This window comes from Anabaenopsis sp. FSS-46 (genome assembly GCF_029891665.1).
Classification (GTDB): domain Bacteria; phylum Cyanobacteriota; class Cyanobacteriia; order Cyanobacteriales; family Nostocaceae; genus Anabaenopsis; species Anabaenopsis arnoldii.
On sequence record NZ_JANQDG010000135.1, the window covers coordinates 1 to 14,222 of the forward strand.

The 14,222-nt window shown below is 41.4% G+C and carries 13 protein-coding genes and 1 pseudogene; 5 read left to right on the forward strand and 9 right to left on the reverse strand.

Translation table 11 applies throughout. From position 1 onward, the window contains the following. From NWP21_RS16585 to modA, 4 genes and pseudogenes are all read right to left on the reverse strand, one after another. A pseudogene (locus NWP21_RS16585) lies at window positions 1-104 on the reverse strand (IS607 family transposase); the annotation flags it as partial. 209 nt (window positions 105-313) lie between these two features. Then, a complete protein-coding gene (locus NWP21_RS16590) occupies window positions 314-1,102 on the reverse strand; it encodes a sulfite exporter TauE/SafE family protein (protein ID WP_280793524.1) in 789 nt (262 codons plus the stop codon). A gap of 96 nt (window positions 1,103-1,198) precedes the next feature. Then, window positions 1,199-3,004 carry a molybdate ABC transporter permease subunit gene (gene modB, locus NWP21_RS16595; protein WP_280793525.1) on the reverse strand — a complete coding sequence of 602 codons (1,806 nt, stop codon included), beginning with the start codon at window positions 3,002-3,004 and terminating at the stop codon, window positions 1,199-1,201. A 135-nt stretch (window positions 3,005-3,139) separates the two neighbouring features. Next, entirely contained in the window at window positions 3,140-3,934 is a 795-nt protein-coding gene (gene modA, locus NWP21_RS16600) for a molybdate ABC transporter substrate-binding protein (protein WP_280793526.1), read from the reverse strand. A gap of 575 nt (window positions 3,935-4,509) precedes the next feature. On the opposite strand from modA, the gene NWP21_RS16605 reads away from it, so the two are divergent. After that, entirely contained in the window at window positions 4,510-4,752 is a 243-nt protein-coding gene (locus tag NWP21_RS16605) for a hypothetical protein (RefSeq protein ID WP_280793527.1), read from the forward strand. 132 nt (window positions 4,753-4,884) lie between these two features. Then, entirely contained in the window at window positions 4,885-5,130 is a 246-nt protein-coding gene (locus NWP21_RS16610; protein ID WP_280793528.1) for a hypothetical protein, read from the forward strand. Between the two features lie 110 nt (window positions 5,131-5,240). On the opposite strand, the gene NWP21_RS16615 is transcribed toward NWP21_RS16610, so the two are convergent. Genes NWP21_RS16615 through NWP21_RS16625 form a run of 3 tightly spaced genes read right to left on the reverse strand, consistent with a single transcriptional unit; the run spans window position 5,241 to window position 8,727 of the window. Beyond that, window positions 5,241-6,374 carry a Gfo/Idh/MocA family oxidoreductase gene (locus tag NWP21_RS16615; protein ID WP_280793530.1) on the reverse strand — a complete coding sequence of 378 codons (1,134 nt, stop codon included), beginning with the start codon at window positions 6,372-6,374 and terminating at the stop codon, window positions 5,241-5,243. A gap of 23 nt (window positions 6,375-6,397) precedes the next feature. Beyond that, on the reverse strand, window positions 6,398-7,540 hold the full coding sequence (locus tag NWP21_RS16620) for a DUF1822 family protein (RefSeq protein ID WP_280793531.1): 1,143 nt from the start codon (window positions 7,538-7,540) through the stop codon (window positions 6,398-6,400). Between the two features lie 41 nt (window positions 7,541-7,581). Then, window positions 7,582-8,727: a sigma-70 family RNA polymerase sigma factor gene (locus NWP21_RS16625; RefSeq protein WP_280793532.1), complete on the reverse strand. Its 1,146-nt coding sequence runs from the start codon at window positions 8,725-8,727 to the stop codon at window positions 7,582-7,584. 457 nt (window positions 8,728-9,184) lie between these two features. On the opposite strand from NWP21_RS16625, the gene NWP21_RS16630 reads away from it, so the two are divergent. Then, complete coding sequence (locus NWP21_RS16630; protein ID WP_271731012.1) at window positions 9,185-9,652, forward strand: DUF2214 family protein; 468 nt, start codon at window positions 9,185-9,187, stop codon at window positions 9,650-9,652. A 4-nt stretch (window positions 9,653-9,656) separates the two neighbouring features. On the opposite strand, the gene NWP21_RS16635 is transcribed toward NWP21_RS16630, so the two are convergent. Beyond that, on the reverse strand, window positions 9,657-10,256 hold the full coding sequence (locus NWP21_RS16635) for an MBL fold metallo-hydrolase (protein ID WP_280793533.1): 600 nt from the start codon (window positions 10,254-10,256) through the stop codon (window positions 9,657-9,659). Window positions 10,257-10,859: 603 nt separating this feature from the next. On the opposite strand from NWP21_RS16635, the gene NWP21_RS16640 reads away from it, so the two are divergent. After that, window positions 10,860-11,219: a four-helix bundle copper-binding protein gene (locus NWP21_RS16640; RefSeq protein WP_280793534.1), complete on the forward strand. Its 360-nt coding sequence runs from the start codon at window positions 10,860-10,862 to the stop codon at window positions 11,217-11,219. 106 nt (window positions 11,220-11,325) lie between these two features. Here the strand turns inward: NWP21_RS16640 and NWP21_RS16645 are convergent, their stop codons facing one another. Then, a complete protein-coding gene (locus tag NWP21_RS16645) occupies window positions 11,326-11,937 on the reverse strand; it encodes a peroxiredoxin (protein WP_271731701.1) in 612 nt (203 codons plus the stop codon). A gap of 130 nt (window positions 11,938-12,067) precedes the next feature. On the opposite strand from NWP21_RS16645, the gene NWP21_RS16650 reads away from it, so the two are divergent. Continuing rightward, window positions 12,068-14,089, forward strand: coding sequence for an amylo-alpha-1,6-glucosidase (locus NWP21_RS16650; RefSeq protein WP_280793535.1), 2,022 nt, complete (start codon window positions 12,068-12,070; stop codon window positions 14,087-14,089). The last annotated feature ends 133 nt before the right edge of the window (window positions 14,090-14,222 follow it).

The following is a 14,222-nucleotide window of genomic DNA, read 5'->3' on the forward strand; positions in this document are numbered from 1 at the left end:
CCGTACAAGCGACAAGAAAAACAATGAATGATTGCCATTAAGTCCTCGACTAATTCCTGTTGCGGAGATAGTGATTCTTGATTGGCTACAATAATTTCACATCCTAGCAGGAAGTTTCCCAACTGAATCCCATCGTTGTAATGTCTTGACTGACACCCCAATTTTCTTTGCAAACTCATGAGGTTTAAACATAAATGCACTTATAGGTTTGTAAATAAGTGTATAGGTTTGTCTATTTAATTATCAACTAGGCTACTACTCTGTTAGTTGCAATGCAATTGAGGGCGGAGAAACGCAGCCACTACGGGTTTTACTAATTAGCTACCTTGTGCCTTGCTAACTTCAAAGCCGATAAAAATAGTATCACACCCAAGATTACGTATAACGCAGAGCTTGTTACATACCTCAAAAGGTTACTGCCGATGAAAGCTCCTAGTATTGAACCAGAGGCCATTGAAATCATAAACTTTTGCTCTGATTGAACTTCTTTGATTCGTTGCTGAAGTCTATATTTGAATAGACCCATGATGATCGTCGGAATGCTGATTGCTAGGCTCAAACTTCCTGCTAATTTAATATCAATGGCAAACACCAAAATAATCGTAGGAATAATCAACTCACCACCTGCAACACCAAGCATACTGCTAAATATTCCAATCACAATTCCTGCCACAAAACCAATGCCAATTCTTACTAAATCGGGTAATTGCCAACTCTGAACACTGAAAATTAGATCGTGACCGATCAATACGAAGCTGAGGAAAAATAGAAAAACGACAACAACCCGATTTAACGTGCGTTCGTTAATTCTAGTTGCATAATTAACCCCAACATAAGAGCCAATCAAAGAAACTGCAAGAATATTAATAATTACCGTCAGGTTTGCTAAAACATTCTCAAAACCAATAATCCCACTACGAAAAATGAATGAAAAAAACACACTAACAAGGCTCACAATGAGATTGATAATAATTGCATGTAGAGTTCGATAGTTAAAAATACTAACTAAAACTGGTAAGCGAAACTCTGCACCACCTAAACCGATTAATCCACCGAGAATTGCCACTAATACTCCCCAACCAAATGCCCAAATATTCCGCATAAACTTTAGTCCTCCTTTTTTACGGACAAAATTCACTGAAATACTATGTTTCCAGCTTGTATCTCATCCCCAGTAAAATATCACTGGGGATTTTTTCTACTCCTCCATTAAAAAAAGTTTCCCCATATCTAAACGCACATACCATGGGAAAGGTTTATATTTTAAATTAGCCCATTTCTCCTTAAACACTTCCGCTTGCAAGTGATAATCATCACCGTTACTGAGTGAATTGTGCAGTCGTAAATATAACGTTACCCTGTGGGGTGTTTCCCTAGTCTTGATTAACCAACACGGGAAAGTATTCTCACTATGAGGGTGATCTGTAAAGTCTAGATGATGGGCGCGAATACCTATATAAGCGGGAGATTGCGGCCAAGGTTCCCTGACTTTGAGAGTACATTCCCAATCTAAAGCTTTAACTTGACTGTCCGATACTACCTTGACTGGGGAAAAGTTTTTACAACCTGTTAACTGGGCTGTGGTGTAAGTATTGGGATGGGCGAAAATATTTTGTTTATCATCGTTAGCAATAATTTGACCTTGAGACATGACTAACAACTGTTGACATACCTCATAGGCTTCTTCTAGATTATGGGTCACAAAGAGGGTCACCCCTGAATAAGCGCTCAGGGTTTCAATTAATTGTTCTTGTAATTGGTGGCGCAGATAGGTATCCAGGGCTGAAAATGGTTCATCTAATAATAATGCTTCTGGTTTAATTGCTAAAGCTCTAGCTAAAGCTACCCGTTGTTGCTGTCCCCCGGAAAGTTGATGGGGGTAGCGGTTCTCTAATCCCTGTAACTGGACAGCTAGTAATTGCGCTTGTACCTGTTGTTTAATCTGTGACTTTGATAACCCTTGAGGTAAACCAAAGGCAATATTTTGCATGACAGTCATGTGAGGGAATAAAGCGTAATTCTGCATTAAGAAACCAATGCGGCGATCGCGTGGAGGTAAATTAACTCCCTGACGAGAATCAAATAACACCCGCCCATTTAAAATAATCACTCCTTTTGTAGGTGTTTCTATACCAGCAATACAGCGCAAAATCATACTTTTGCCAGCGCCTGAACCTCCCAAAAACCCCAAGGTATTACTATCGCCACTAAAACACACTTGCAGGTGAAAGCCGGGAAGTTTTTTGTCGATATCTACGAATAATCCTGATTTAGTGTTAGAAGCAGTTTGACATTTCTGGTATTCCTGATTTCTCAGTCCTATGGGAAATGGCGAACTTGGCTGTTTATTCTTCCCCCGGTTTTCTTGCCACAAGTTAACTGCAATAATGCCGGATAGGGAAATACTCATGATGGCGATCGACCAAAACCAAGCCTCATTCATCGCCCCAGCTTCCACAGCAAAATAAATTGCCATAGGGATATTTTGAGTTTGTCCGGGAATATTACCCGCTAACATCAGGGTAGCGCCAAACTCACCCAAAGCCCGCGCAAAAGCTAAACTGGTGGCCGCCACAATTCCGGGAAATGCGAGGGGTAAACTGATGCGCCAAAAGATGGTTGATTCAGAAGCTCCCAGGGTTCTGGCTACTCTTAGAAGATTGCCATCAATTTGTTCAAAGGCTCCTAAAGCTGTTTTATACATGATGGGAAATGATACCACAGTGGCAGCAATGGCTGCACCATACCAAGTAAAAACAATGCTGAAATTCAAGGGCTGCATCAGTTTACCTGCGGGGCCATTTCTGCCAAAAAATAGTAGTAATAAAAAGCCTACGACTGTAGGTGGTAAAATCAAAGGTGCGACAAAGATTCCTTCAATGAATGACTTGGCTTTACCCTTGTATCCTAACATCCAGTAAGCGGACAAAATCCCCAGGAAAAAGGTAATAAATGTGGCCAGTAGTGAGGTCTTTAGTGATATCCACAGGGGTGATAAATCCATATTAATTAGTAATTTGTGTATATTTACAGAAATTTATACAAATATTGTGGTGTGGTCATCTTAACCAGCACCACCGCCCCTCATCTATGCTCCTTCAGCATTCTTGAAAAAAGGACAGAAAACCAAGATATGCTATTAACTCACAATAAACCCGTATTTGCTGAGTATAGCTTTTGCTTGGTTACTTGATAAAAAATTGAGAAATTCTTTGCCCGCAGGGATATTTTTACTGGTTTTAATTACCGCCATGGGATAAACAATTGCAGAGTGGTATTTTTGATCAGCAGCCACTACAACTTTGACTTTGCTGGAAATTTTGGCATCTGTGGCGTATACTAAACCAGCATCAGCATCGCCACTTTCTACCGCTGCTAAAACTTGACGCACATTATTAGCTAAAACTAATTTAGGCTTCACTTGCTCAAAAATACCTAGTTTTTTGAATACCTGGTCTGCGTATTCTCCTGCGGGGACACTTCTGGGTTCTCCCACAGCGATTCTCCTAACTCGAGTCTGTGTTAAGTTGAAAAAGCTATTAATGCCGGTGCTATTCTTGGGGACAATCAAGACTAAGCGGTTATTTGCCAAGTTGGTACGAGTACCGGGTAGTAAAAGTCCTTTTTGTTCTAGTGCATCTACTTGTTTTCTAGCAGCAGAAATAAAGATATCTACTGGAGCGCCTTGTTCAATTTGTCGTTGTAGTGCGCCAGAAGCCCCAAAGTTATATGTGATATTGACGTTTGGTTTACTTTGTTGATAAATGTCCTGTATTTCTGTGAGTACATCTCTGGTACTAGCGGCCGCAGATACTAGTAAGTTGATGTTTGACTGTGCTGGTGAGGGTGTGAAAGTAATTAAAGGTAAGGTAATAGCTAGGATACAGCTAGTAACTGCTAGAGCAATCCAAGCCAGAATCTGTTTTTTATTCATATTTTTATTTTTGGTGTGTAACTATAGCACTACGCATACACGTTAGGACATCATAATTGTGGTTTTAAGGGAACAGGGAACAGGGAACACACCGAACAGGGAAATGTCCTAACACTTGTGGTTACTGCTATAAAATTTCCAGGCGGCTATAAAGCTGCTGGTTCATATTTACACATTAACTGAATTTAAATTCTGTAGCAAGTATAACTGACATTGTGCCAATATTTCTGCTTTTATCTGGCATTTAAGATATAAAACCCACTTTAAAGGCAGTAATAACAGTACTTTTGGTAATTATTACCCTCTAAACCAGAAAATTAAACAAGAGAAAATAGATTTTTAGTGATTTTATATTTTAGTCATCATCGCCACTGACATATATAAAAATAAGGATTTATCAGACTTAAATTATTAGCTAAAAAAGACAATAATCACGATTATAAGTCTATTTAAAACTGGTTTTGTCCTTGACTTTCTTGATTTGGGTGAATAAAAATAGCAGTAACAGTTAAGCGAACTGAGTTTAATTGTTAAACAGTCAACCACAAATCAAAGATTACTTGAGGAGCAATAAAATGGCTAACATTATTCTTTCTGAACTCAACAATGCTGGTGTGGAATTATTTCAAGATTCTGAAAGTTTTCTCAATGAACTTAAAGATGTAGATGCTATTTCCGGCGGTAGCGAGAGCGGTTACGGTATCAATACATATGTCAGCGATATGTCTACATTAACTAAGTTAGCTGAAGCCTTTGTAACCACCTATGCTATTGGTCATGTGACCGTACTAGCTAAGTCATTTAGTTACGCTTACTAATGACTTGAATCGCTGCATTTAATTAGGATCTCAGTTTACTAGATAGCTGTTCAGGGATACATCTATTAATTATTATCCCTGACGGCTAATTCCGGAAAAAACTATCGCTACAAATACTTGAGGAGCAATAAAATGGCTAACATTATTCTTTCTGAACTCAACAATGCTGGTGTGGAATTATTTCAAGATTCTGAAAGTTTTCTCAATGAACTTAAAGATGTAGATGCTATTTCCGGTGGTGAAACCAGTGGTGCCACTTATTATGGTGGATACGTTAGCGATATTTCTACATTGACTAAGTTAGCTGAAGCTTTTGTAACCACCTATGCTATTGGTCATGTGACCGTACTAGCTAAGTCATTTAGTTGGGGTTACTAATTTAATTAGGATCTCAGTTTACTAGATAGCTGTTCAGGGATACATCTATTAATTATTATCCCTGACAGCTATAGCATTTCCCAGCGGGGAATCAATTAGTGTCTACTTGATTAGACACCATCAGTGAGGAACTTTTCCAGGTTGGGGACATCTACCCAACTTGATGTTGTGTGAGATTTATGAGATAAATCCATTAACAGTTGAGAATAAACCCCTTCTCGCAAGGATGGGACTATTAGCTGTTGGCGTTCAATTCCTTGTACCCATTGGTCTACTACACGGGTAAATGCACAAATACGCCCGTCTGGGTGATGTTGGGGAAAAACTAACCGGTTGGGTATTTCAATTTCTTGGAGAGGTTGACCAGGTTGGCAACCCCACACGCGAAATCCATGTATATAATCTTTTTGATTTTCACTACCTAAAACTAGGGTACCGCGATCGCCATACACTTCTATCCAATGTGTGCGAGATGCGTAAACTACAGCACTGATAGCAAGTTGACAAGGTGTACCATCAGCTAATTCTAAAGATAGCAGACAGTTGTCATCTGTATTGACTGGTTTTAATTCTCCAATACTGGGGTCAACCCGTGCGGGAATGGCGGTAGTCAGGTAGGCGTTTAATCTGCTGACTGGTCCAAAGAGCCAGGAGATATAATCAAAGGCGTGGGACCCTAAAGAACCTAATGCACCGCCTCCCTGTTCTTGACAGGAATACCAGTTCCATGGGCGTTCGGTATCCGCGCGGGAAGAACCTAACCAATCAATTTTAATTAAGCGCTTGTTACCTACATAGTTTTTAGCTAATAATTCGGCGAATAATTGCCATGCTGGAACAAAGCGAAATTCAAAATCTACTATAGCAGTTACGCCTTGGGCTTGGGCTAATTGATATAATTCTTTAGCTTCTAAGACATTTAAAGTTGTGGGTTTTTCTAATAATAAATGTTTCCCAGCTTGCAGGACTGCTTTAGCCATTTCATAGTGGAGAAATGGGGGTGTTGCTATACTCACCGCTTGCACTGCTGGTAATGCCAAAATATCGGTAATATTGTCGCAGGCGTGGGGGATATTATGAGTGTGGGCGATGGTTTGGGCTTGATGAATATCTCGATGATAAACGGCGACTATTTCGGTGCGATGATGGGCTGTAAATCCTGGAATGTGGACTTTTTGACCAAATCCAGTACCGATAACTGCCACGCCGATTTTATTTTGATTGATGGGGATTTGAGAAGGCATAAAGTCAGGATGGGGTTTTACCGTTAAAATTTTAATATTTCTCGGTCATAGTTATCGGGATGGGGTTCTGTTTCCCAGACTATACCTTCTCCTGGTTCTAATGCAACCTCTATATAAAGTTGTTCCACCGCAGTGGTGGCTATATCTTCATTATTGGGAAATGGTTGTAAGTCTTCGGTGAGCAGTCTGAGTTTAAAACCCCCAGGAATGCCTGCGCCTATGATAGTATGACGTAACTCAAACCGCCAATGTGTGATGTGGGGTTGACCTTGGGGTGTAATCACCAGTTCATATAATTGACCCGCGATCGCTAGTTGGCGCGATAAAGTCACTCTTGGTTGATTTTCCGTGATATTTCGCGCCCCAGCCCTATTGGGTTGCAGATTGATCTTTTCCCACCCCACTACCATTTCCGACACACCGCTGTTTAACCATTGTGTGACTGAGCGTTGTTCTGGTAGTCCCAAACGTTGTTCATATAATCGTTGTCGCCAACCTCCATGGCCAATTAATCCCCCCCACAATGGAAAAGGCACTGTTAAACCGGGGTTAATTATGGCTGGATTTCCCAGGCGGGTAATTAAATTTTCCGCTTGTGCTTGTGGTATAGTTGGTAAGTCTATGATGGCAGTTCGTGTAATTTCATCACTGCAAAATTCTCGCGCTACCCCTAATACACTCATATCGGTAATGATATAATCTTGCTCTAGAGCATAGGTGCGATCGCTTGGCTGATAATTACCTTTGGTTTTGAGTTGTTGATGGGTACAATAGCCCCAAACCCTAACATAGCCATCATCTGGTTCTACTTGCACTCCTAAGTAATAATCCCCCGCCCAGGTAGGAATATCTACCCATTCCTGGGGTACACGCAATTCACTACAATCAATATTTTCACTGGGAACCAAAATAAATCTCACTGCGTCTACTGTGATAGCAGTACCATTGACTAGCTCCGAAAAACTAGGTAAAGCGGTGGTATTAGGCCAAACTTGGGCTTGGGGTGTGAAGTCTGACTGTAACCAAGGTAAGACAGCACCCAAACACAGTTGATTGATATAGGCTTGATAATTGTTCGGAGAGTGAATTGCAGATTGTATAGTCTCTGGAATTGCTAAAATTATGTCTGTAAAAACACAATTTAAGATGGGGGTATTAATATTCATGGGGTTTTATCTCGATAATTTGGCGGCTTTTCCTCTACGCATTAAGTAGAAATGCTGTAGTATTTTTGCAACCATTCCTCAATCACAGGACTCATGCTAGTTAGTAGGTCTGTGTTGACGGAAATATGCAAAGTATTCCGACTCCAATTAACGACAGTTCGCAGTAATATTGTTTTAGCTGTTGTCAATCGCCGGGACACTGTATATTGCTTGATGTCTAACTGTTTGGCAATGACATTTTGATTTTGCTGTTGACTATAGTATAGTTGTAAAATCTTTTGCAATTGCGGTTCAAGTTGGGTGATGGTATCCCCTAAAAGTCGGTTAATCTGCATTTGCACACCCGCGCGGGTTTGGGCTTCTTCAGCGGCGATAATTCCATCGATTAAAGATGCTGGTTCGGTTCCTGGTAGATCTACCCCTGGTAGATAATCAAGGGAATCCTTCCGGGGGTAAAGATATTTTCTCACGGCTGTTGCCGCAGTTAGGAGCCAATTTTCTAAGGTTTGGGGGTTGACTTTAGAGCGAGTTTGTGTATTATACATCTGGGCGATCGCTTGCCAAATTTGCTCATCTGGTGGAGCTAGTTGGCGACAATTACCAGGTTGGGGGATATACAAAGTTTTAAAACATTGCCAAGCCACGATATAAGTGTTAATCGTATCTGCGGACAACCCAGCATTTTTGAGAGCGTCATGGAATCGCCTTTGTGATGTTTTCCTTAACAGACCCCAGTCTGTACAAATATCCACTTCCCCAACTTGGCGACAATATTCCCGGATAGCATTCCCAAACACAATACTGGCATAACTTTTCAAACTACTGCTGTAATTAGGATTAAAACCTTGGAGAACTTTATTAACTTGGGCGATCGCTATTTGAAAACAATCTGATATTTTGTATTGGGTACTCAGGAAGTTAGCGACTGTTTTTTGAGAACTCCAATAGCAAGCTTCTTGTAAATATGCTGTCAGATGTTGCTGGGCTAAAAATTTAGTTTCTGCAACTTCCCAAGACTTATACCAATATATAACCCAAAAGTTTTCAGTTGTATTTTTTGTGGTTTGTTGCAGACAACGTTGAATGCTGCGACGCAATCTTGATTCTGTCGCCCAATGACTGAATCTGTCTCCCTGAAACTGTAAGAAGGTGGAAAAAATTTCTATGATAGTAGGCCGGGGTTGCATAAAAAATGAGAAACTGACCTAAAGGAAAAATGCCAGGTAAAACAATACCAGCACTTTACTACACAAAAGATAATCACAATATCTAAAAAAATGCGGTTGATGTTGATTCACTAAAGAATATTATCTAAAAGTTGGGATAACAAATAATATTCGGAAATTTCAATAGATCAAGATTAATAGTTTTAGCCGTTACTAATAATCATTACAGGACTGTTTGTGATCACAAATAATTGCCTGGGTCTGGGCGAATATGATGCTGTGCTAGGTGGTAGCCAGGAAAACTGAAAATAAACCTCTATTTTATACTCTTTAACTCACGAACTACACTGGTGGTCAAACTTAGGCAATACAGATTAGCCGGTTTAGTGTACAATTTATAAGGAATTGACCGAAAATAAAAGATGAGATGGTTTCGGCTCCAAAATAAATACTAAAATCGCAAAATCTAGAAATTGTTATGTTGATAAGTGCCGTTGTTGCATATTTGCATTACTTGGGGTTGATGTTGTCTTTTGGAGCGCTAGTTTTAGAGATATTCATCTTAAACTCTCAAAAGGAGTTGAGCTTAAATGAGGCTTGGAAAATTGTCATTGCTGATACTGTGTATGGTATATCAGCGGTAATGATTTTGGCTACAGGTGTATTACGTGTTCTTTACTATGGTAAAGGCTCGGAGTACTATTTAAATAATCCTGTTTTTTATACGAAAGTAGCTATCTTTCTGTTGGTAGGTGGTTTGTCTTTGTATCCGACAGTTTCTTTTATTAGTTGGGTTCCTGCTCTCCAAAAGGGGACAGCCCCCAAGGTAGAATCAACTCAAGTAAATCGTCTGATCTGGTTAATTAGAACTGAAATTGTTGGTTTTGCACTGATTCCCCTGTTGGCTGCACTCATGGCCAGGGGAATAGGTTACCCAGTGAGTTGAGTAATTATAAGGTCGCTAGCAAATCATGCAAGCGATCGCGACCATCCCGAAACACAGGCCAACCGTCCCCCACCAATACAGCTTCTACGTGGGGTAGTGCTGCTAGGCGTTGCACAGAAGCCACAGCCGCTTGACGGTTGAGCAACTTCTCATCAGGTAAGATGGTTAAACTACCAGCCTTGCGAGCGCGTACAAGGTCTCCGGTAATCAAAGTTGTTTCCTCTAGTAACAAGGCCAACTCCCCCGGTGTCTTAGAACCGTGAAGTTCTAACACCTTTAATCCGGGGACAACTTCATCACCATCACCTAACCAGCGATTGCAACGTATGGGAAAATTATCCTTTTCCTTCACAGGTCCGGCGATTTTAGCATAAGTTTGGTCAGCGATTTCCTTAGCAGACCTGATATGCTCAGAATTAGTCAACACAATCCAAAGCACACCACCGAGGGATTGCAAATGATTCCAATCATGATTTGATAAAGCTACTGGGTCAATGAGGATATTTCCCTGTGGACGTACCCAAGCAACCCCATGGAAATCAATATTTCTTGTGGGATTGAAAGTAGACCAGCCATATAGATCGGGACGGTGTAGAGATTTCATAAAAATTCTGGTTTAGTACCTTCAATAGCTCTGGATTTATAGTTCAATTTCCATAATGTATCAATAATCCCATTTTTAATTCAATGCTTATAGCCATTTTTTGGCAATTAGCCCCGGGTTGAGCAGCTTAACCACTCAATTACTGGCAAAGTATTTTAGAGGATGTTTGTCAAGTTTTGACCCCACCCCCTTCCTTACAAGGGTAGGTTTTTAATATGATCTGTGAAGGCAAGACCACCGAAGACAAGGAAGGAAAGTGGACAAGGAAGATTTTATCCGGACAATGGTCTTTTAAGGGGCTATTTTTCTTACTAAGAATACAGACTTTGTACTGTTTTTCTCCCTTGTCACCTAGTCCACCTTGTCCACCTTGTCTTGTCCTTTTAAGGGGAGGGGACTGGATTTGATTGTTTCGGTTCCCCATTCCCTGTTTGGTGTGTTCGGTGTGTTCGGTGTGTTCCCTGAAACTAAACAACTTTGTACCTCACGAGCATGGTAAATGCTATATCAATCAAATTTACGAAAAAAATGCCATTGACCCTAAAAAAAATCTGATTACTGTTATAAGTAGTGCCTAGGTCAGAAATTCAGGAGGTATTTACAATGATCATGATGATGACTGAAACCATGACTACTCAAATGCAAAACTGCATCAACGCCTGCATGGAATGTCACAAAATCTGCCTGGAAACCATGACTCACTGTATGAGCAAAGATGGTAAGCAAATCAACAAGGGCATTATGAGTATGGTGCGTGACTGCTCAGAAATGTGTATGATGTGCATGAACATGATGATGGGCGGTTCGGAATTCATGGGGCGCACTTGTATGCTTTGCGCCGAAATGTGCGATCGCCTTGCTACGGCTTGTGAACAGAGCCAAGATCAAAAGATGATGCAATGTGCAGCCTCGTGCCGTCGTTGTGCTGAAGCCTGCAGATCCATGAAAATGATGCCCGCCTAAGTATAGCACTTAGATATAATTTAGTCCTTTTGACCTAATTTATTGAAAAAACGAGAGATGTAGACACCGTTTACATCTCTCGTTCGTCAATCCGACTAAAAAAAATCTAGACAGCAGAGAAGTAAACTTTAGACTTCACAGGGTCAGGATTCATAGTTTTATCACCAGGTTGCCAACCAGCGGGGCAAACTTCATCAGGGTGAGACTGAACATACTGGAGTGCTTTTAATGTCCGCAGGGTTTCATCAACACTGCGACCAAAAGCCAAGTTATTAATGGTAGAGTGCTGGAGTACACCATCTTTATCGATGATAAACAGACCACGCAAAGCAATACCTGCCGCTGGGTCAAGGACGTTGTAAGCGGCGCTAATTTCTTTCTTAATGTCGGAAACTAGGGGATAATTGAGGTCACCCACACCACCAGCCTTGCGGTCAGTTTGAATCCAGGCTAGGTGAGAGAACTCGCTATCCACGGACACACCGAGGACTTCAGTGTTAATTTGCTTAAATTCTTCGTAGCGATCGCTGAAGGCTGTGATTTCAGTGGGGCAAACAAAGGTAAAGTCTAGGGGGTAGAAAAACAGAACGACATACTTACCACGATAGTCGGAAAGTTTAATTGTCTTAAATTCTTGATCTACCACAGCAGTTGCTGTAAATTCAGGAGCCTGTTGACCAACACGGAGGCATCCTTCTGTTGCGTAAGTGAGGGACATGAAGCCAATTCTCCTTAGACTGATATATGTAAAAGAGCGTTGAAATTCGGGTCAGTTCACACTTACCCGTCTACAATTTAATTACAAACTGTTACGACTATATCATAGTCATAACGATTTTGAGTAAAAAATGCCTGATTTAGACACAAGAGAATGGTTACTAACTAATGGCTTGGGGAGTTTTGCTAGTGGGACAATTTCCGATGTTCGCACCCGCACCTATCATGGTTGGCTATTTGCCGCCACTAATCCCCCCTGCGGGCGTACCCTGTTGTTTTCCCACCTGGAAGCCAGTTTAGAAGTTTCAGGAAAGGTGATTTCACTAGGGACAAACTGCTGGGGTAATGATGAAATTGCCCCCCAGGGTTACAAGTTGCTGCACTATTTTGATATTAACCCAGTTCCCCAATGGATTTGGAGAAAAGACAATTGGCAACTCAGTAGAGAGTTAATTATGCCCCATGTTTTAGGGGATTTTTGTAAAAATCAGTTGTTAGTTAAGTATGTTTATCAGGGACACAGTACAGTAAATTTACGGTTACGGCTGCTGATAGGCGATCGGGATTTTCACCACCAACAAAAAGGTGATCCTGGCTTAGAGTTTTCACAATTACTGGGTAAAAATCAAGTTTGTCTCCAAGCCATATTTCCGGGGGGATTCGGTACACCATGGTATTTGCGCTGGAGTCGGGGGGAATATCAGGCTAATGCGGTTTGGTATTGGAATTATTTATTACCAGAAGAGAAAAAACGAGGATTAGGCGATCGCGAAGACCTCTACAGCCCTGGCTACTTAACAGTTAAACTAGAACCGGGAGATGCCATTGTTCTAGAAGCACAGATGGGTTTTCCTGACCCACAGCTAGGTCTACTCACCCCAGAAATTTTTACCGCTGCGGTGGAAGCAGAACAAAAAAGACTATCCCAAATTTTTGGCTGGGTAACCCATAAATCCTCCTCATCCCCGATTTGGCAAAAATTATTAAAAGCCAGCGATCAATTTATTGTTCATCGAGCTTCCATTGCTGGACCCACGGTGATTGCTGGTTACCACTGGTTTAATGACTGGGGACGTGACACCTTGATTGCTATACCTGGTTTAGCTTTAGTCACCGGGCGCTTTGAACTAGCTAAAGGACTATTACAAACCTTTGGGCGTTACTGTCGTCACGGTCTGATACCTAATGTTTTTCCTGATGTTGATGGTGAACCCTCTTATAACAGTATTGATGCGGCTTTATGGTGGATTGAAACTTTAGGGCTATATTTAGAAGCTACCGAAGATTGGGAGTTTTTGGCGGCTCAGTTTCCCATTGTGCAACAAATTCACAAAGCTTTTATGGGTGGGACTCATTATAATATCCAAGTTGATGCTACTGATGGCTTAGTGAGTTGGGATGTCCCCGGTATGGCTCTTACCTGGATGGATGTGGTAATTGACGGAGAAGCTATCACCCCCCGCAATGGTAAAGCAGTAGAAATCAATGCTCTGTGGTATTCCGCTTTATGTTGGATGAGTAAATGGGCGCAACGCTTAGGGGAAATGCAGTTAGGGGATTGCACCCGCTTGGTAAAGCAAGCCCTGCGTTATAGTCAGCAAGCGGAACAAGTGAAAATTTCTCTACAAAAGTTTTGGAATCCATTAGGTTATTTATACGACACTATAGAATTAGATGACCGCCGTAATGCCCAGATTCGCCCTAATGCAGTGATAGCATTGTCCTTGCATCATTGCGGCTTTTCACTACAGCAGAGCCAGGCTGTAGTTGATTTAGCTACTGTGCGTTTACTTACTCCCTATGGGTTGCGGAGTCTGGATACATCTGACGCTGCTTATATCAGTAAATATATTGGAGATTCCCTACAGCGCGATCGCTCCTACCACCAGGGTACTGTTTGGGCTTGGTTGATTGGTCCGTTTACTCGGGCTTGGGAGCGTTCTTACCCCCAAGTACCTTTACCTTTTGATTGGCAACCATTACTAGATCATTTCGTTTGTGATGGTTGTATACAATCGATTTCAGAAATTTTTGATGGGGATTTTCCCCATACTCCTAAAGGTGCGATCGCTCAAGCTTGGTCAGTTGCGGAAGTCATTAGACATTTTCCACCAGGGTTGTATAATAGCACACGGTTGACGGTTGATGGGTGATGGGTGACGGGTGATGGGTCAGGGTGATGGGTCAGGGTTTAAGAGCTACGACCACCGGGAGCCAGGGGTTAGAAACCCCTGTCTAATAGCTAAAGTCGGATAAATCCGACTGGGTGTTGAATATAAGATTATA